The 19,167-nt window shown below is 27.2% G+C and carries 16 protein-coding genes and 1 other RNA gene; 15 read left to right on the forward strand and 2 right to left on the reverse strand.

The genetic code is table 4. The annotated features are described in order from the left end of the window. Positions 1–102 precede the first annotated feature (102 nt). Both OF364_RS00330 and OF364_RS00335 read right to left on the reverse strand, forming a co-directional pair. A complete protein-coding gene (locus tag OF364_RS00330; RefSeq protein WP_263773895.1) occupies positions 103–1,428 on the reverse strand; it encodes a C1 family peptidase in 1,326 nt (441 codons plus the stop codon). Beyond that, positions 1,421–2,134: a potassium channel family protein gene (locus tag OF364_RS00335; protein ID WP_205851223.1), complete on the reverse strand. Its 714-nt coding sequence runs from the start codon at positions 2,132–2,134 to the stop codon at positions 1,421–1,423. Before OF364_RS00335 ends, OF364_RS00330 begins: the two co-directional genes overlap by 8 nt. A 175-nt stretch (positions 2,135–2,309) precedes the next feature. On the opposite strand from OF364_RS00335, the gene OF364_RS00340 reads away from it, so the two are divergent. The 15 genes from OF364_RS00340 to OF364_RS00410 all read left to right on the forward strand — a co-directional run bounded on the left by OF364_RS00340 (position 2,310) and on the right by OF364_RS00410 (position 19,164). Continuing rightward, positions 2,310–3,869, forward strand: a complete 1,560-nt coding sequence (locus OF364_RS00340; protein ID WP_205851222.1) for a TrkH family potassium uptake protein — start codon at positions 2,310–2,312, stop codon at positions 3,867–3,869. 10 nt (positions 3,870–3,879) lie between these two features. Beyond that, positions 3,880–9,390 (forward strand): SGNH/GDSL hydrolase family protein, encoded by a 5,511-nt coding sequence (locus OF364_RS00345; protein WP_263773896.1) that lies wholly within the window; start codon positions 3,880–3,882, stop codon positions 9,388–9,390. A 152-nt stretch (positions 9,391–9,542) separates the two neighbouring features. Beyond that, an RNA gene (gene rnpB, locus OF364_RS00350) (RNase P RNA component class B) lies at positions 9,543–9,843 on the forward strand. A gap of 92 nt (positions 9,844–9,935) precedes the next feature. Beyond that, positions 9,936–10,685, forward strand: a complete 750-nt coding sequence (locus OF364_RS00355; RefSeq protein WP_263752348.1) for a DNA-processing protein DprA — start codon at positions 9,936–9,938, stop codon at positions 10,683–10,685. An 88-nt stretch (positions 10,686–10,773) separates the two neighbouring features. Beyond that, positions 10,774–11,490, forward strand: a complete 717-nt coding sequence (deoD, locus tag OF364_RS00360; RefSeq protein ID WP_263752346.1) for a purine-nucleoside phosphorylase — start codon at positions 10,774–10,776, stop codon at positions 11,488–11,490. Further along, a complete protein-coding gene (locus OF364_RS00365) occupies positions 11,490–12,785 on the forward strand; it encodes a thymidine phosphorylase (protein WP_263773897.1) in 1,296 nt (431 codons plus the stop codon). Before deoD ends, OF364_RS00365 begins: the two co-directional genes overlap by 1 nt. Before the next feature lie 35 nt (positions 12,786–12,820). After that, positions 12,821–13,483 (forward strand): deoxyribose-phosphate aldolase, encoded by a 663-nt coding sequence (gene deoC, locus OF364_RS00370; RefSeq protein WP_205851218.1) that lies wholly within the window; start codon positions 12,821–12,823, stop codon positions 13,481–13,483. A 27-nt stretch (positions 13,484–13,510) separates the two neighbouring features. Then, positions 13,511–14,140, forward strand: coding sequence for a uracil phosphoribosyltransferase (gene upp, locus OF364_RS00375; RefSeq protein WP_205851217.1), 630 nt, complete (start codon positions 13,511–13,513; stop codon positions 14,138–14,140). Positions 14,141–14,283: 143 nt separating this feature from the next. Next, on the forward strand, positions 14,284–15,240 hold the full coding sequence (locus tag OF364_RS00380) for a Cof-type HAD-IIB family hydrolase (RefSeq protein WP_263773898.1): 957 nt from the start codon (positions 14,284–14,286) through the stop codon (positions 15,238–15,240). 2 nt (positions 15,241–15,242) lie between these two features. Continuing rightward, positions 15,243–15,950 carry a ribonuclease HIII gene (locus tag OF364_RS00385; protein WP_263773899.1) on the forward strand — a complete coding sequence of 236 codons (708 nt, stop codon included), beginning with the start codon at positions 15,243–15,245 and terminating at the stop codon, positions 15,948–15,950. A gap of 170 nt (positions 15,951–16,120) precedes the next feature. Continuing rightward, the gene (gene rpsF / locus OF364_RS00390; protein ID WP_263773900.1) at positions 16,121–16,576 is read left to right on the forward strand and encodes a 30S ribosomal protein S6; all 456 of its coding nucleotides are present in this window, start codon (positions 16,121–16,123) and stop codon (positions 16,574–16,576) included. A 34-nt stretch (positions 16,577–16,610) separates the two neighbouring features. Next, positions 16,611–17,069 carry a single-stranded DNA-binding protein gene (locus OF364_RS00395; protein ID WP_205851213.1) on the forward strand — a complete coding sequence of 153 codons (459 nt, stop codon included), beginning with the start codon at positions 16,611–16,613 and terminating at the stop codon, positions 17,067–17,069. A 14-nt stretch (positions 17,070–17,083) separates the two neighbouring features. Beyond that, positions 17,084–17,401 carry a 30S ribosomal protein S18 gene (gene rpsR, locus OF364_RS00400; RefSeq protein WP_205851212.1) on the forward strand — a complete coding sequence of 106 codons (318 nt, stop codon included), beginning with the start codon at positions 17,084–17,086 and terminating at the stop codon, positions 17,399–17,401. A gap of 56 nt (positions 17,402–17,457) precedes the next feature. Further along, on the forward strand, positions 17,458–17,883 hold the full coding sequence (locus OF364_RS00405; protein ID WP_263773901.1) for a hypothetical protein: 426 nt from the start codon (positions 17,458–17,460) through the stop codon (positions 17,881–17,883). A gap of 63 nt (positions 17,884–17,946) precedes the next feature. Further along, positions 17,947–19,164 carry a replication-associated recombination protein A gene (locus OF364_RS00410; protein ID WP_263773902.1) on the forward strand — a complete coding sequence of 406 codons (1,218 nt, stop codon included), beginning with the start codon at positions 17,947–17,949 and terminating at the stop codon, positions 19,162–19,164. Positions 19,165–19,167 lie beyond the last annotated feature (3 nt).

Below are 19,167 nucleotides of genomic sequence, written 5' to 3' on the forward strand. Positions count from 1 at the left end.
AGTAAATAATGTATTAATTATAAATTATTTATAATTGAGATATGAAAAATAAAAAATAAGTGCTAATTTTTGCACTTAAATTAAATAATTTATTGTCCTAGATTATGATAAAGGGTCAAAAATTGATATTTCTATTTTTGGCTTTGAATTTGCTTCTGAAAGTTCTTTTGATAGGTACTTTTTATCAACAATAGCCATATAATTAAAATCACTAAATCATTGGTCACTCATTGATCAAAATCCTTTATTTCCTCTATCACTTCCTCAGCTATTTTCAACTTTTCAATTCACAGGTTTACCATTTGAATCTAAATTAACACCTACCATGTTCATTGCATGTGATATTACAGAAGCACGAGATTCAAATTGCTCTGCTTTAGAAAATTCAGGTGTTTGACTCAATGTAACATCATAATTATATAAATCTGAATCCATGATTCCATCTGAGTTAGAAAATGTCGAAACATCACATCCAAATCAAACAGGTTCACCAGCTTTAATTTGGTCAATCATTACTTTTTTCATGGTTTCAATATCAACATTTAACATTGTTAAAGGTTGTCCTCCAACCATGTTGTTTACTAATGGAGAAATAATGAAAGAATTATAATCATATTTTTGTCTTGGATCAGATACTAAATCGATTTTATCTTCAACATATGAACCAACATATTTCTTATAAAAATATAATGGGCTCATTTCTTCTAAAGATTGATATTTTTTATCTTTATCCATGTATTCAAATCTAAATGATTTAGGGGGTTTACCCAATGATTTACATAGAATTGTAAAAACATCTTGAAGAGCTTGTTCTTTTAGAGAATTAACTTGTTCTAAATCGTTAGTTTTTGCAAAAGTTTGTTTCATTCTTGCTGTATATGCTTTTAATCTTCAGTTAATTTGTGTAACCATTTCATTTGTTGATTCTGAGCTAAATGATTCATTCATGGCATCTTTTGTTACAATTCCATATTTATTAACTAAATTAACAAATCATTCTCAATATCCACCATCTGAAACAGGATTATCATTAAATGAACGGAATAATCTATCTTCATTATCAAGTTTTAGACCTTCTTTAATCATTCATTCTAAGTAGTAATTTGCTTTTTCTAGTTTGTCATAGAAGTGTAAATAGTTTTGAGACAATTCAATTGATTCAACATTTAAATCTTGCATTAATTTTGTTCTAATTGAATTAAGTCCAGCAAAAATTCAACATCTACCACTTTGTTTTTGGTTAGTTATATTTCCTACTTTAGTTTCATGTGAAAAAATAAAGTTATGTTTTTTGATTACTTCATTATTTAATGAACTTTTTGATAGTCCGTTTTTAAAAATTGCATTTTCTATTACTTTATTTGCAATGTTTGATTCATATGCTTTTTCAAATTTGTTTAATAAGTTTTTTGTTATTTCATTATTCATTCTTTTTCTCCTTGTTTTTAGACATTTTAGTACAAAATTCTGTTACACGAATTATGTCATTTAATTTACCTATAAATGTTAATAAATCACCTTCTAAGATCTCAAAATCACCGCTAGGTAAAAAGACTTTTGAATTTCGAGTAATTAGTGATACTGATACTTCATATTTATTCCTTAATCCTAATTCACTAATTTTTTTATTAAAAACTTCAGGGTTAGTTATATAAATTGTTGTACTTACAAACTCATCTTGAATTTGAACAATGCTTTCTGAAAAACGTGTTAAAGTAGGATCTGAAACCAAAATTGCTGTTTTCTTGCCAGCTTCTTCTTCAGGAGAAACAATTCAATTAACACCGATTTGCCTTAAAACTCTTGAGTGTCTAGAGTTTGATGCCCGAGCAATAATAGTTTTTACACCGATTTCTAACAATGCTGCAACAATTTCAATATTGTCAGATGAAGCTACTATAACAACATCAAAATCCTTCACATTTATAGACTCTAATGTTTTACGATCGGCACAATCTGCTACATAAATATTGTCTACTTCATCTTTAAATTGTAATAAGTGTTTTTCTTCTTGATCAATTAAGACCAATCTAATATTATTTTCCTTATCTGATAGCAGTTTTTGCACTATTGATTGACCAAAACGGCCAATACCAATAATGCAAATTTCCCTAGTTTTTTTAAATAATCTCATAGCCTTTACTCCTTAGATATTAGGATTAAATTTTTAACATTCAAAATTATACTATTTAATAAAATTAACAATATAAATTAATATTTTTAGCCTATTTTTAGGTTAAAAATTAGTGCTTTTTTTAGCCAATATTATATAAATAATATTTTTTTATTTTTGTTCTATAATTTAACACATGAAAAATAAAACAGGGCAACCTAAAAAAAATAATGTTATTTTAAGGTTCTTGCGCAAAGTTGGTGCTGTGAGATATATTTTCATTATTTATGTTTTATTTACCATATTAATATCATTATTACTTTTCTGACAAGCTAGTCAAAACAAGCTAATAGATAAACCAGTTAAGTATATTGATGCGCTTTTTATATCAACTTCTGCATTTAGTGATACGGGTTTAAGTCCATTAGTAATATCAGAAACTTTTAATGGTTTTGGACAATTTTTAATTGCTTTAAGCATAGTCGTCGGTGGGATTGGAATATTTACCTTTAAGGTTTATATATTTCAATCAATATTAGGAATGAAATCTAGCTTATTTAGTAGTATGGTTTCTCAAACTGAAAGAGGCTCAATTACTGTTACTGAAACTAGGAAAATGATTAAAATTGCCATTTCTTTTTTAATTATAATTACTGTAATTGCTTCATTTATTTTTACAATGCTTTTGTATTTTACTAAGAATCCTAATTTTGTTAGTGCTTCAGAATTTAGTCCTAAGGCTAATAAAATGGAATTTGATCCAAGAGTTATTATGGACCCTGCCAAAAATCCATATAAAAACTTTGGTCAAGCACTAAAATTTGGAGTTTTTCATGCTATTAGTACAATAAATAATGCAGGTTTTGATTTATTCGGAAATAAGAGTTTGCAACCATTTTACAAGGATTATGCATTTCAAACTATTACAATAATTGTGTTTTTAATTGGTGGAATTGGTTTTCCAGTTATTTATGACATATGAAAAAAAATTCAAAGTACTAAAAAGAATGAACTAAGTCATAGATTCCAATTGTTTACTAAATTTACAATTATTACTTATTTAGTTACTACATTATTAGGTTTTAGTTTGAGCTTGGCACTAGAATATTCTGCAAAATCCAATTATAGTTTTTGAAATCAAAGTGCCTATGGAAATACAGGTGATAAAATTTTTGCTTTATATTTCCAAGTGTCATCCACTAGATCAGCCGGATTTTCAACAGTCAATTATTATAATTTTTCACAATCGACAATTCTAATTCATAGTGTTCTAATGTTTATTGGTTTTTCACCAGTATCAACAGCAGGAGGTATCCGTAATACCACTGTGGCTGTAATATTTTTAAGCGTTATAACTATGATGTCACAACGAAAAAGAATTAATGCTTTCAAAAGACAAATAGGCAAGGAAACCTTAATTAAAGCAGTTAACGTTTTTGCCATAGCAATACTTTTAATTTTAGTGGTAACAATTGCTTCATATGCTACCCTTCCAGGTGATACAAAGATGCCTAACAACACAAATTATCCACTTATTTTTGTAATTTTCGAAGCTTGTTCAGCTTTTGGAAATACAGGACTAACTACAGGACTAACTAGTTCAGTAAGTAATTTGCATGTCGTGGGTAAATTGAGTTTAATATTCATTATGATCATTGGACAATTTGGCATACCACAAACCATTAAAATTTTCGGGCGCGCTAAACCTATGCCTGAATACTACCAATACATTTATGAAGATGTTTCAATTGGTTAAGGAGGTTTTTATGAAAACAAAAAAAGGAATTAAAAAAATTGCTGGTCTTGTTGCACCATTAGCAATTTTATTTAGTACTCCAATTATTGCAATTTCTTGTGTCAAAACTAAGAAAAAAAGAAGAATTATTTCTAACACAAAACAAGAAGTTGTTAAAGGCGATGTTAAATATGTAGCCATTGGTGATGATTATGCCATTGGTAATAATAATAGTTTTAATTCAGAAACTAATAATGAACTGAAAAACAATAAAATTATTGGAATTTCTTATGCTTCATATTTAGCAAATGCAATTTCAATTTTAAATGATGAACAAACAAAATTAAAAAGTTATGAAAATTATGGTCTACAACAATCAACATCAGAAGATTGATTGTATTTGTTAAGTCAAAAAAATAAAAAATCAAGTTTTGATTCACTTATAAAATTTAATAAGGAATTAAGTGACAAAAACCAACTAAGAATTAAACAGTTGTTTGGTGATACTCAAAATTATGATAATAAAAAACTTATTAAAGCCATTAAGGAATCTAATCTACTAACACTATCAATTGGTTTTAATGATGTATTTAAAAAGAATGAAATTCTTAACTTATTATTCAAGCAATACAAAGATGAAAATGAATTTAAACAAGCTTTAAATGAGTTTAATAAAGTTTCATTGGTTAGAATAAAAAAACTAGAAGATAACTATTTTGAAATTATTAAAGAAATTAGAAAACTGAATTCAAAAATAAATATTAACTTAGTAGGTTACATTCCACCATTGCTTCATTTTTCTTTAATTAGATCTCAAAAAGATAATACTAAAATGTTTTATGACATAACTTCTAAGCTTAATGACACAATTAAAAATGTGGCCAAAGAAGCTAAAATTAATTATTATGGCATTATTAATGAAAATTACATTGCTCAAAATTCAAAAGATTTTTCTTCTGATTTATTGAGTGTTTTCCCATCAAATAAAGCTTATAAAAAATTAGCTCAAGATATATTTATCAAAATGTCAATTTCTGCACCAGAATATGACAAATTATTTAAAACTGACAAAAAAGAACCAAAATCTGAGCACTCAATTGCTATAGATTTTAAAGCTAAAGCAAGTGATATCAAAACTGAAATTATTGGTTTTGGTGGCTTAAATGTGGAAACACATAAAAAAGAGTATCCTTTTGAAAAAGAAGATGAAAATAAAGAACTTATTGAATCTGAAAACAATAATTCTTTTTCAAGAAAGATCTTGCTTGAATTTAAATCAATTTTCAATGTTCAAAAAACAAGTAATCCTGAAACTATTAAAAAACTAATTAAAGATACTATTGGTTTTTTAGGTCTAAGTGAACAAAATTCAGACGACTGATTGAATACATTACTAAACTTAGTTGTAACCAACGAAAACAAGGCTGTTTTCATTAGACTAATCAATCAAGTATTAGATTCAAAACATTTAAATGTAGTTTTAAAAGAAGCAAATATTGAAGCTTCAGAACTGCTAACAAAAAAATCTTATGAAACAATTAAAATTAAAGAAATAAGAGAAATCTTTATTAAGAACTTAAGAAATAAACAAAATTCATACAACATTGCTAAAGATGTATTTACAAAAGAATTTGTATCAAATGAAGAAAATAAGAAGTTTTTAAAACATAATCTTCCAATTTTAGCTAATGTGGTACTTTCAAACAACTTGGCTAAGTCATTTTTACCAGAAAGTTTAGCAAATATATGAACTAAAGCTAAGGATGATAGTGATGTTTTAGCTCATTTGAATAATTTAACAAATAAAGTAATTGAAGTTGGTCTAGAAGACATTGAAAAATTCTTTAGCCACGAAACTATTGAAAATTTTGTTGCTGAAATTATTGATAGTACTAAAAAAGAAACAATGGATTTTGCACAATCTTTAATTTCTTGATTGTCAAGAAACGAAAGTGACTTTAATATTCTTTTAGATAACATTATGAATAATTTAAAGTCACATCATCAAATTGAAGATGCTAAATTAGACGATATTAGATACTTCATTAAACATTTAATTTTAAATCTAAAAGATTTTAAATACAACACTGAAATATTTAATTTAATAATACAAGCTATTTCAGAAACCAAAAAATTTAATAAAAAATTAGCAATAGGAAATGTTCTAAATGAAGTAGTTCAAAAATTAATTTTTGACAAAATTCAATTAGATGAAGGTAATAAAATTTTCTTTGCACTAATTAGTTTCAAACCAAATGATGCTTCTATTGATTATGGCAAATATAAAAAAGGTTTTGAATATCTAGGTTTAAAATTAATAAAAATTGAAGAACTAATTAGTATTCAAAATTTAAACAATATTTTAAAACCTGAATACCGCGATTCAATTCTTAAATTGCTAGATAACATCTCAGCTAATAAACATAATGAATTAAATGAAGAGGGCAAAAATTATATTAAAGCTCTTGGCTCACTTGCAATTGATACTTTTAGCCAAGATAGCAGTTTAGTTAACCAACTACTTGATAACTTGGGCAATTATGCTGTTATTCATCCATTAACTAATTACTTAAAGAATTCTGGTTTAGAAGCCAAAATATTGGCTTTAAATCCTAAATTCAATAATTTAGAAGACTATGTGAAAGATACATATAAAAACATATACAAATCAATCAATAGTCCTATGGTTATAAATCAATTAAAACAATTAATTAATGATTTAGTTGATAATGGTAATAACTATGACAAATCAAGTACTTTTGCATTTAGCGTTTCAGCATTGCAAAGAGCAAAAGAAAACGGCTTATTAAACATCATAAGCACAATTCTAAATGAATTAGAAAACGCTAACAAAGATAGTGATGCAATTTCGAATATTATTAATTCTTATTTAGTAGCTTTTTTAGATGTTCAAATGACTGAAGAAGAAAGAAATTTAGTTTCTTCATATGTGGCTAGTTTATTAAAAGAAATTGGTGATTCAAAACTATATAAAAACTTTGAAGATTACTTTATTTCAATAATGACTAAACTTGATAAAAATCAAGTAAATGATTTTGAAAAATTGGGTAATTATTTAAAAACCGAATTATCAAAATTTATTTCATTAGAAAATAATTCACAATTAATTGCACATGCAATCGATTTGATTAGTTTAAGAAATTCTAGTGGAGATGGTTTTCATAAATTCATTAAGATTATTTCTCTTTTTAGTCAAAAAGAAAAAGTAATGAATTTTATTATTCAAAAAGTTGAACAAGCAGCCAAAAATTCTTTAGGTTCAATTAAAAATGAATTATTAAAACTTAATGAAAACGGCAACGATTTTGCTGATGCAACTGTTAATAAAATAAAAAATATACTTTTAGACAAACCAGAAGCTAAAGATATTATTAAAAGTTTAATTGAATCAGTTTCAAACTTAAGCAAAGATGAATTAGAAGAAATTAAAAATGTAAATGATTTATTAAAGAAAATCTTAAATACAAATAAAAACAAACTATCAACATTTATCAAAGAAAACCTTAATGGCATCTTAGCTGATGAAGATTATATTAAAAAATTATTTAGCTTCACAATGGGTGCTTTAGGTAAAAAACACAAATTTGATGTTGTTGGCAATGAAGTTGAAAACATTAGTTCGTTTTTATGAAGAGCACTTAATAGTTTAGAAGGAAATAATCAAAAAATAATTTCCAATTTAGTATCTCAATTATTTGAAAGTGTTATTAATGTTGATTTATTTGATGAAAAACAAGAACTAAATATCAAAAAAATTGCTAGTCAATTGGTAGAAACCTTTAGTAATTTTGATTTTGTACAAATACTAGATTCCAGTGTTTTTGATAAATTATCAAAAGATACATTTTTAAAAACATTGAGTAAGGAACAATTAACTACCGAACTAACTTCATTAATTAATTATTTAGCTAGAAATATTCCAAAAATTCCTAAACCAGAAGAAGATGACAGCAAACCTAAAGTTGATTTAGATAAATTATTTAAGAATATTGAAAAAGTTTTAGCTAATTTATTAGTTGGAATAAGTGGTTCTATTGAAGCAGGTTCAAATAATGTTAGAGAAGCTTTAATTGATTCAATCACTAATACTATTAAAGACCAAATTAATAACATTAATATTGAATCTGAAAATCAAAAACTCTTAACTAATGAAGAAGTTAAAAATATAGCTAATAAATTAATAGAAAAACAAGAAACAAAAACTTTGATTAAAGATTTTGTAGAGGATTTCTTAGTTAAAAATAAACTAAGCAGCAATAAAACTTTTGGTGAAACCTTAAATGAATTGTTAACTCAAATTTCTATTAATTTAAAAACTAATGCCAAAAACTTAGCTAAAGCAATTTTTAAAGATGATGACATTATTAATCTTTTTGTAAACAAAATCGTTGATATACTTAAACTTGAAAATGTTGAACAATCAGATAAAACTTTCTTAGCACAATTAATTAAGAATATGGCAGAAAACTTACTTCAAACTGAATATTTTGAAAAGAAATTAATTAATAGAACTATTAATATAATCACAAAATCAAGTCTAGATTTCAGTTTAAAAGAACCTACAAAATGAATTATTGATGCTATTGATAAAATTAAATCGGCATTTAGTTTTGAAGATGCCAAAATTGTGGCAACTCTTATAGGTGAAAACAAACCTATTGATGGAGCTACTTTAGTAAAATTAGTTAATTTATTATTTGAAAAAAGTAACTTTGAAAAATCAACTCTATTTAATGCACTAAGAAGTTTAAATATGGACCCCAACCATTCGAAAAGGTCAAATATGAAGACATTAAATGAATTCATATTACCAGGTGGCGGAGATTCTAAACCACCAGTCACTGATCCTGATAATGTTACTGTGGACTTGGATTTTCTAGTTCTAGCTGATACAATATTTAAAATATTGTGGCAAACATATGAAAAAAGCAGCGCTTATAAAAATCCTATATTTAAAGAAAGAGCTAAAACTCCTGAATGAAAAGGTGTTTATAGGCTTTATGTAGCGCTTAATTATATTATTTTCGAAATGTTTGGCCGTGAAACCGAAATATCTAAACGTGAAAGAGGTAATCTAATAAACTTATATTCAGGAGGTAGGGCTATCTTGTGAGAATTACAGGAAGCTACAAATCTAAGTCTTATTCCAGGCATAGGCTCAAAATTTGGTGGACTTCAACGTTATTTCAAAAAACCTGTTGATTTACGCCAATTTACAAACTATGCAATCAAAAGAGGTTTTTTCACTGGTACTACTTATTTTAATGAAAATAACTATGGCCCTGAATCGATTATGTATATTTTGATAAGTTCAGGTTACAAAGAAAGTGAAAAAGATAGACTAAAGAACTTTAAATTTAAAATTACAGAAGATGGTGAAGCTGGCGTTATTTCTAAAAAAGAATACATTTTACTAACACTTAAAGAAGGTGGATACGGTAAATTTATGAGCATTAATGACAGAACATCTGCTTCAGAATGATCAGAACTGAATAAAGTTAAAAAAGGTGAATTTTATTAATAATTTAAATTCAAAAAAAGAAGTGTCAAATTATATATTGGTTTGGTGCTTTTTTATATACTAAAAAAGACTACTAGGGTTTTTATACTTTGTAATTCATAATTTAAAATTATTTTTTAAGAGTTTAAATTCAAATTGTTGTACAATAGTTTGTGCATGGCCAACTGCTGCGTAAGACGTAGAGGAAAATCCGCTCTAACACTCGCTGCGATGCGAGTAGTGTTCATGCTAGGCCAAATAAGCCTAGGCAGCCTATTTAATGGTTGACGACAAGTGCAACAGAGACGAGCTTATTTAGTTAAGGTGCAACGATGTAAACTCCATGAGTTAGAAACCCAAATTTTGGTAGGGGAACTTGATTAAGATAATTTGAATTAAAATCAAGAAGTTTTATAAACTTAGATAAATAGTTGGCGCCATATGCAAATATGGTACAAAAAGCGGTTTATAGTGCAAGAAGAAGGCGTTCGCCTTTTTTTCTTTACTTTTTCTTGCTTTTTAATAAAAATAACCAAAATAAAAAATAATATTTGTAGGAGCAAAAAATGGCAGATATGAATGAAATTTTATTGTACTTTAATTACAAGTATAAAGGTGACTGAAATAGAATTTATGAAGCAATTAAAACTAAAGAAAAAATTGAAGTGGATGAATTTAAAAGTTTTAGTGATAAATCAAAATCAAATATGAATAAATATATAAGTATATTGGATGGTGATTATCCCCAACAACTATTAGCACACAAGAAACCTCCATTTATTTTGCATTATTTGGGCAATTTGGATATTTTAACTAATTCAACTAACAAAATCTATATGACTGGTAGTTATCAAACAAATGAAATAATTAAATACATAGATAATATTTCAAATAAATCAAATGTAACTTTTATGAACATGTATTGAAACGGACTTGAGCAAAATATTTTAAAAAAGTTAATTGAAAAAAATATTAATGTAATTGTTGTACTACCTTGTGGTATCAATTGAGCAATTAGTAATTTGAATTTAAATGAATATATTGCGGAAAATTGTTTATTTATATCAGAATATCCTGATGACTATCATGCAACGAAAAAATCTTATTTAGCTCGAAATAGAATAAGTGCAGGATTATGTAATAAAATGATTTTACTTTCTTCTTTAGAATATAAATATAACACTTTAATTGACAACTTTTTAGACTATGGTAAAGATATACAGTGCTTACTTTTTAAGGATAGACTGGAAGCTGATAAAAATATAGAACTTATTAATCAAGGAGCTGAACTAATATCTGAAAACTGTCCGATTTAGATATTGGTCAAGTGCAAATGTGGCATAAATGCTCTAATTTGTAATAAAATTTTAATGTGAATAAAAATATTAAATTTAAGGAGTAATTATGACACCTCATATAAACGCAAAGGACAATGCCTTTGCTAAATTAGTACTAATGCCTGGAGATCCTTTACGGGCAAAATATATTGCAGATAATTATTTAGAAAATGTAGAACTGGTTTCTGATGTTAGAAACATGCTAATGTACACAGGTTATTACAATGGAAATAAAATTTCAATTTGTGCATCAGGAATGGGTGTTCCTTCAATAGGTATATATGCATACGAATTGTTTGACCAATACGGTGTTGAAGCCATTGTTAGAATTGGTTCAGCTGGTTCTTTTAAAGCTGATATTAAAAATTATGAAATGGTGTTGGCTTCTGATGCTTATAGTGAAAGTTCAGCTTTTAGAAGCTCAATAATAAGAGGAAATAGCAGCAATATTGCAAAACCTAGCAGTGATTTAAACAGACTGATTTTAGATAATGCAAAAGAATTGAACATGAATATTCATTTTGAGCGTATTTTAAGTGAAGATGCTTTCTATGCAGATCAAACTGTGGAAGAAAGAGTTAAGAAATCGGGTGGTGCTGTTTGTGTTGAAATGGAAGCATATGGTTTATTTACAGTTGCTGAAAAATTAAATAAAAAAGCAGCAACTATCTTAACAATTTCTGATAATCTAGTTACACATGAATACACTACAAGCGAGGAAAGACAAAATTCATTTAACGAAATGATGAAATTGGCATTGTCACTAGCAAAGGACTTTCAATAATGAGAATAATTGATATTATTGAAAAAAAAGCCAATGGATTTGAATTAAGTAAAGATGAAATTGAATTTACTATTAATAATTATGTAGCAGGAAACATTCCTGATTACCAAATTTCTTCTTTATTAATGGCTATAAGACTTAATTCATTAAATGAAATCGAAACTTCACATCTGACAAGTGCAATGATGCATTCTGGAGATGTTGTTGACTGATCTTATTTAAATAGAAATATTGTAGATAAGCACTCTACAGGAGGAGTAGGAGATAAAGTCAGTATTGCTTTATGTCCAATTTTGGCATCCTTAGGTTTAACTGTTGCTAAAATGTCTGGGCGTGGATTAGGACACACTGGGGGAACACTTGATAAACTAGAATCAATTGAAGGTTACAATATTTCTTTAAGCGATAAGGAATTTAAAGAAATAGTAGAAAAGCATAATATTGCAATAATTGGTCAAAACGAAAAATTAGTACCAGCAGATAAAAAAATTTATGCTCTTAGAGACGTTACCGCTACTGTTGAATCAATTCCTTTAATCGCTTCATCAATTATGTCAAAGAAATTGGCTACGGGTTCTAATTGCATATTACTAGATGTAAAATGTGGTAATGGCGCATTTATGAAAAATTTAAACAAGGCTAAAGAACTAGGCAACTTAATGATTAAAATTGGTAAGGCTTTAGGTAGAAAAATTGCTGTAGAAATAACAAATATGGAAAAACCTCTAGGAAGAGCAATTGGAAACAAAATTGAAATTTTGGAAGCAATTAATACTCTGAAAGGCCTAGGTCCTAGTGATTTTAGCGAAATTGTTTATTCTTCAGGGGCAACTCTTTTAGTTCTTACACAAAAGGCCAAGGATGAAAAAGAAGCTAGACAAATGATAGACAAAGTCATTCGGAATGGTGAAGCATTAAATAAATTTAATGAGTGAATTAGTGCCCAAAGTGGCAATGTAAAAAGTGTTTATAATAACAATTGGTTTAATCCTAAATTTAAGTATGAAATCAAGTCTGAAAAAGAAGGATATTTAAAAATTAATTCTGCTATTGAATTTGGTCTTGTTGCAATGAAATTGGGAGCAGGAAGAACAAAAAAAGAAGATTTAATTGATTATGAAGCAGGAATATTATTAAATAAAACTACAAACGACTACGTGAATATTGGTGATACATTATTTACAATGTATTCATCTACAAAAATTAATACTGAATTAGCGAATGACTTATTAAATGTAATTGAATTTAGTTCAAATAAGATTGAAGTAAAAGAAGTGTTAGCTAAATTGTTATAATTAGTTGAATGAGTATTTTATAAGGAGAGAATAAAATGTTAAATAAAATGATAGACCATACTTTTTTAGCACAATCAGGTACTACAAAAGATATTGATAAACTTATTGAAGAAGCAAAAAAATACGATTTTAAATCAGTATGTATTGCTCCTTCATATATTAAATATGCAAAGGAACAATTAGCAAAGAGTGATGTTTTAGTATGTACAGTTATTGGTTTTCCACTGGGTTACAATGTGACAAGTGTTAAGGTTTTTGAAACCAAAATTGCACTTGAACATGGCGCAGATGAAATTGACATGGTAATGAATGTTGGTCGTTTCAAAGATAAACAGTATGAATATGTTTTAAATGAAATTAAAGCTATTAAAGAAGTGTGTGGAAATAAAACATTAAAAGTTATTATTGAAACTGCTTTATTAACTAATGATGAAATTGCTAAAGCGGCAGAAATTGTTTTACAATCGGGAGCTGATTTTATTAAAACATCAACTGGTTTTTCATACAGAGGAGCATCTTTTGAAGATGTTGAAATTATGAAAAAAATTGCCAAAGATAACTTATTGATTAAAGCATCAGGCGGAATTAAGTCTAAAGAAGATGCTATGAAAATGATTGAATTGGGTGCTAATAGATTGGGTACTTCTAAATCAATTGCTATTATGGAAGGCAAAGTAGATAATAGTTCTAAATACTAATATCAACAAAACTTATGGAGCAAAAATATGATTAAAATTCTTCAACATCCACTGATAAATGCAAAATTAACCAAAATGAGGGACAAAAGTACTACTCACAATGAATTTAGGCAAAATTTAAATGAAATTTCTTCACTGATGGTTTATGAAATGTTAAGAGATTATAAAACTAAGCCATTAAAAGTGCAAAGTCCTACTGGTGCTGTTTTCTTAGGTGAACAGTTAGATAAAGAAATTTTAATTATTCCAATCTTAAGAGCAGGACTAGGGATGGTTAATGGAATATTAGATTTAGTACCGCAAGCTAGGGTTGGACATATTGGAATGTACCGTAACGAAGAAGCCAATAGTGTAGTAGAATACTTTTTTAAAATTCCTGAAGTACCTAAGGATAGTTACATTATTATTGTAGACCCAATGCTTGCTACAGGAACATCAGCTTGTGATGCAATAAAGAAATTAGAGAATTTAGGTTTTCTAAACATTAAATTAATATGTTTAGTAGGTGTTCAAGAAGGTATTGATAAAGTTGTTTCTCAATATCCTAATGTTGACATTTATCTAGCTGCGAAAGATGAAAAATTAGATCAAAATAATTATATTATTCCCGGTTTGGGTGATGCTGGAGATCGTATTTTTGGCACAAAAGTTAAATAATCGAATAGGAACAGCTTGTTCCTATTTTATTTATCTTAATTTGTGGCGAATTTTATAGTAAAATTATTAATGCTGTTATGTTAATTTTATATTTAACAAAAAAATATAAATACTCATAATTACAAAAATAGAAAGAGGTAAAAATGGCTTTTAATAAACAATCTGAAGGAAGAAGATTTTTATTTGCTCTTGATCTTGATGGTACACTATTAGCTGATTCAGCAGCTGGAACAATTCATCCTAAAACTGAACAAGCAATTAAAAGAGCTGTGGAGGCGGGACATATTGTTTCAATTATTACTGGTAGACCATGAAGAAGTACAATGCCAGTATATAACAAACTTAACTTAAATGCAATTGTAGGTAACTACAACGGAGCACATATTCACAATCCTGCTGACCCGTTTTTTATTCCTACAATAACATATTTAGATTTAAATGAAGTTTTATATATTTTAGGTGATGAAAAAGTTAAAAAAGAAATTTCTAACTATGCAATAGAAGGACCTGACTGAGTTCAATTAATGCATAGAGATCCTAATTTGGAAAAAGTTTTTGGTTTTAACCAAGCAACTAAATTTAGAGAATCAATCAATTTAGAAAAACTACCACTTAAACCTACTGGTATTGTATTCGACTGTCAACCAACAACTGATGTTTTGGAATTATTAACTTACTTAAAAAGAAGATATGGTGATTTAGGAGAATTTTCATCTTGATCAAAAGGTGAAGGTTTAAGTCCTGTATTTGATATAACTTCAATTGGTGTAGACAAAGGAAAAGTAATTTCATTAATGATGAGATATTACAATATTGATATTGATGACACAGTTGTTATTGGTGACTCATATAATGATTTAAGCATGTATGAAATAGGTAATGTAGGAGTTTGTCCAGCTAATGCTGAAAAAGCAATTAAGCAAGTTTCAACTGTTGTTATGGGACAGACTAACAAAGAAGGAGCTGTTGGATATTTTATCGATGAATTTTTAGACAATCCAGATAAATATATCGAAATGGCTAGAGTAAAGAAAAACGAAGCTAAAAAGAAATTAAAGACCGTCAAGGCAGATAATTTTTATAACAAAGAAGAAAAATAAATATGACAGAAGAAAAATACTTTGAATATATAGGAGTAGATGAAACAGGAGTAGGAGATTATTTTACTCCTGTTATTTCAGTGGCTTGCTATATACCTAAACAAAGTATTTCTCTAATCAAATCCTTAGGAATTAAAGATAGTAAAAAACTTAGTGATAAAAAAATTATTGAATTAGCTAAATATATTCAAGAAAAGAATTTAGTTTTCATCAAGCACACTATTTTAAGCCAAGCCGGTTACAATACATTAACTAAAATGGGCATTAATAATAATGCCGTTAAAACACTAATTCATTTTAATTCAATTAGTAGGCTGAAAAAAAGAATAAATAAAAATATTCCGATTGTTATTGATCAGTATGCTTCGATTGAAAATATTAAAAAACATGATCAAACTCTTAAATCTAAAAATATGTTTTTAGACATTAACTTGAATGATTATGATTTAGTGTTGGAAACTAGTGCTGAAGATAATTATTTAAGTGTTGCTTGTGCTTCAATTTTTGCTAGATATATTTTGTTGCAAAAAATGGAAGAGCAAAAAGAAAAATATGATAATTTTAATTTTAAATTAGGTGCATCAAACTTAATTGTTGATTTAGCGGCAGATTTTATTTTAAAATTTGGTGAAAAAGAATTGGGCAATGTAGCTAAAGTTTCATTTAAAACCACCGATAAAGCTAAGGAAAAAATTAAATGTGATAATTAATGATCTAAATCTAGGTCATTTTTTATACTAAAAATTTATTCAAAATATTGAATTATATAATATATAATTTAAAAGTTAAATATTCAAAATAAAACTATTTTTACATGAAATTTTAACAAGGGTAAAGACTCCTTGGTCGCAAAAGACCCAAAAGTCCAAAAGGAGAACTAATGTCAAATTACGAAATTATGATTCTAGTTAATCCAGAATCTAGCGAAGAAAGTGTAAAGGAATTATTATTATCAATTCTAAATAAAGAAAACACTAAAATCGAAAGATTGGAAAGAACTGAATTAGCATATCCTATTAACAAATTAACACATGCCAAATACTTTTTAGTTTTAACAAAATCAGAGCCTGAAGCACTAAAAGAATTGACAAGAAGACTTAACATTGACAAATCAATTTTAAGAACATTGATAATTAATTTAGATTCTGAAAAAGGCCTAAAACCTAAAAAGCAAAAAAGATTTATAAAAAAATCTTTTGATAATAGAAAACCATATGTAAAATCACATAGTAAAACAAATAAAGAAACAACTAAAGATTCTACTGAAGAAAACAAAACTGACAAAAAACCTAGATATACAAAAAAAGCTGTAGAAAAAACTAGTGAAGAAAAATAGTTGACCAACTTTCAACTAAATAGGGAGAATATAAATGAATAAAGTTATTTTAATTGGTAGATTAGCCTCAAAACCATACAAAGGTGAAACTGCATCAAATATTGAATATTCAAGATTCACTATTGTAGTTACAAGACCTTTTGTAAATGCAAATGCTGAACCTGTTTCAGATTTCATTCCTTGCATCGCATGAAGAAATGATGCTGCATTTATTAACAAATATATTGATAAAGGTTCATTAGTTTCTGTTGAAGGAACTTTTCAATCTTCTAAAACAATAGATCAAAATGGACAAACAGTTAATAATTATGTTGTGAGTGTAAACAGACTTCAATCACTGGAAACAAAAGAAGTTAGTGAAGCTAGAAGAAAAAACAATGCTACTAAAGAATTTAGTATTCCCCAAGAAGAAAAAGCTAGTGTTTCAACACAAAATTCAAATCCAGATTTAAACTGAAGAATCGAAGATGATCCAAACGGTCTGGAGTGATAAGTTAGGAATTTATTATGGCAAGAATTGTTCGTAAAAAACCATTTGTACGTAGACGTCCATGTCAATTTTGTTTAAGTAAATCACCAGTTGTTTATGTAGATTATAAAAATGAAGAACTATTATCAAAATTAGTAAACCAACAAGGAAAAATTCTTTCATCAAGAATTACAGGAACATGTGCTAAACACCAAAGAGCTGTTTCATTAGCTATTAAAAGAGCTAGACTTGTTGCTATTTTACCTTATATTGGCACAGTAAAAAAAGAATTTGTTAAAAAGGAAGCTGTTAAAGAATCAAAACCTGTGGTTGAAAATACACAACCAGAAAAATAAATTTAAATGCGTAATTTTGCGCATTTTTTTTATAATTAATCTAACTAAGGAATTTTATGAATAGAAAGAAAATTGGCTGAATTCAAATCGTATTATCATTAGTGGTAATTATTTTTAGTATTTTCTTAATTGTTTCATTAATTTTGGCCCTTAAATACCAAGGCTCGCTGCTAGAAAAATATAATGTTAAAAAATATGATGAATTAACTAAATTATTAAAATCAGAAGAAACTATTTCTCTTAAAAAATCAACAACTGTTTTTATTGGAGCATTAGTAACATTTCTGTGTGTTTTTTTAGTATCAATAGTTTTCAATGGTTTAATTGCATATGAATCTTGAAAATCTAAAAATAAGGTTATTTTTTGACTTTCGTTGGGTGCTTGTCTAGCATTTAGAATTCTTGGAATAATTTCGGGTTGTTTAATACTAAAAAGTGCATATAAAAAACAAAAAGAAAAGCATGAAAACATCAACCAATAGTCATGTTATAAAAATAAAAATCTATTTTTATTCTGGAAAGTTTTATCTTATATAATTTAATACATGAAGGCAAACTTAGCAAACCTCTTGAGACCCTTAAAATTAGACAATTTTGTTTGTTCGACTGAAAAAAAACAATTGTTTGAATCAATTATTGAAAATAAAGATTTTTCTTCCTTTATTTTTTATGGCAAACCTGGCACCGGCAAAACAACAATTGCAAATATTTTAGCTTACAGCATCAATGCTAGTTATGATTATTTTAATGCCGCCATTGATAGAAAAGATGATTTGCTAATAAAAATTAAAAATAATGATATTTTAATAATTGATGAAATTCACAGATTAAATAAGGATAAACAAGATATTTTATTGCCTTATCTTGAAAATGATAAGATTACAATTTATGCAACCACAACTGAAAATCCTTATTTTAAAATTAACCCTGCTTTAAGGTCTCGTTGCCATATTATTGAACTAGAGTCTCCTTCAAAAAATGTTATTGTTAATCAATTAAATAAAATTGCGATTGAAAAAAATATCAAATGACTTGAAGATAAAAAAAATCAAGAATTTATAGCTGTTCAGTCAAACTCAGATTTTAGAAGTGCAATAAATAATGTTGAATTAATTAATAAATTATTTACTAAAGGTTCAATAACATTAGAAACAATTAAAAATATAATACCTTCAATTAAGTTTTATTCTGATAATGACGGTGATGGGCATTATGATTTACTCAGCGCTTTTCATAAATCACTGCGTGGCTCTGATCCCGACGCTGCTTTGTATTGAGGTTTATTGATACTTAAAACTGGTGATGTTGATGGCTTATTTAGAAGAATGTTATGCGCCACCTATGAAGATGTAGGTTTAGCTAATGTTAATTTAGGACACCAAGTCTTAAATGCCATTGAAGCATTTGAAAGATTAGGTTTACCAGAAGGTTATTTGCCAATTGGGTTTGCAATTTTAAATATTGCTTTAAGTCCTAAATCAAATTCTAATTATTTGGCTATTAATAGGGTTAAAAAATTGCTTGAACAAGGCAAAATTTATGAGCCACCAATACACTTAAAAGATGCACATTATAAAAGCGCATCTCAATTAGGAAGAGGAGTAGGATATAAATATCCTCATGATTTTGATAAAAATTTTGTTGAGCAACAATACTTACCTAATGAACTTAAAAATACTAGTTTTTTTGAATACCAAAATCAAGGAATGGAAATTAAAATTAAAGAATATTGAAAATCTATAATGGAAAAGAAAGGAAAATAAAGT

This window comes from Mycoplasma enhydrae (assembly GCF_025779955.1).
In the GTDB taxonomy this organism is placed as follows: domain Bacteria; phylum Bacillota_I; class Bacilli_A; order Mycoplasmatales; family Metamycoplasmataceae; genus Metamycoplasma; species Metamycoplasma enhydrae.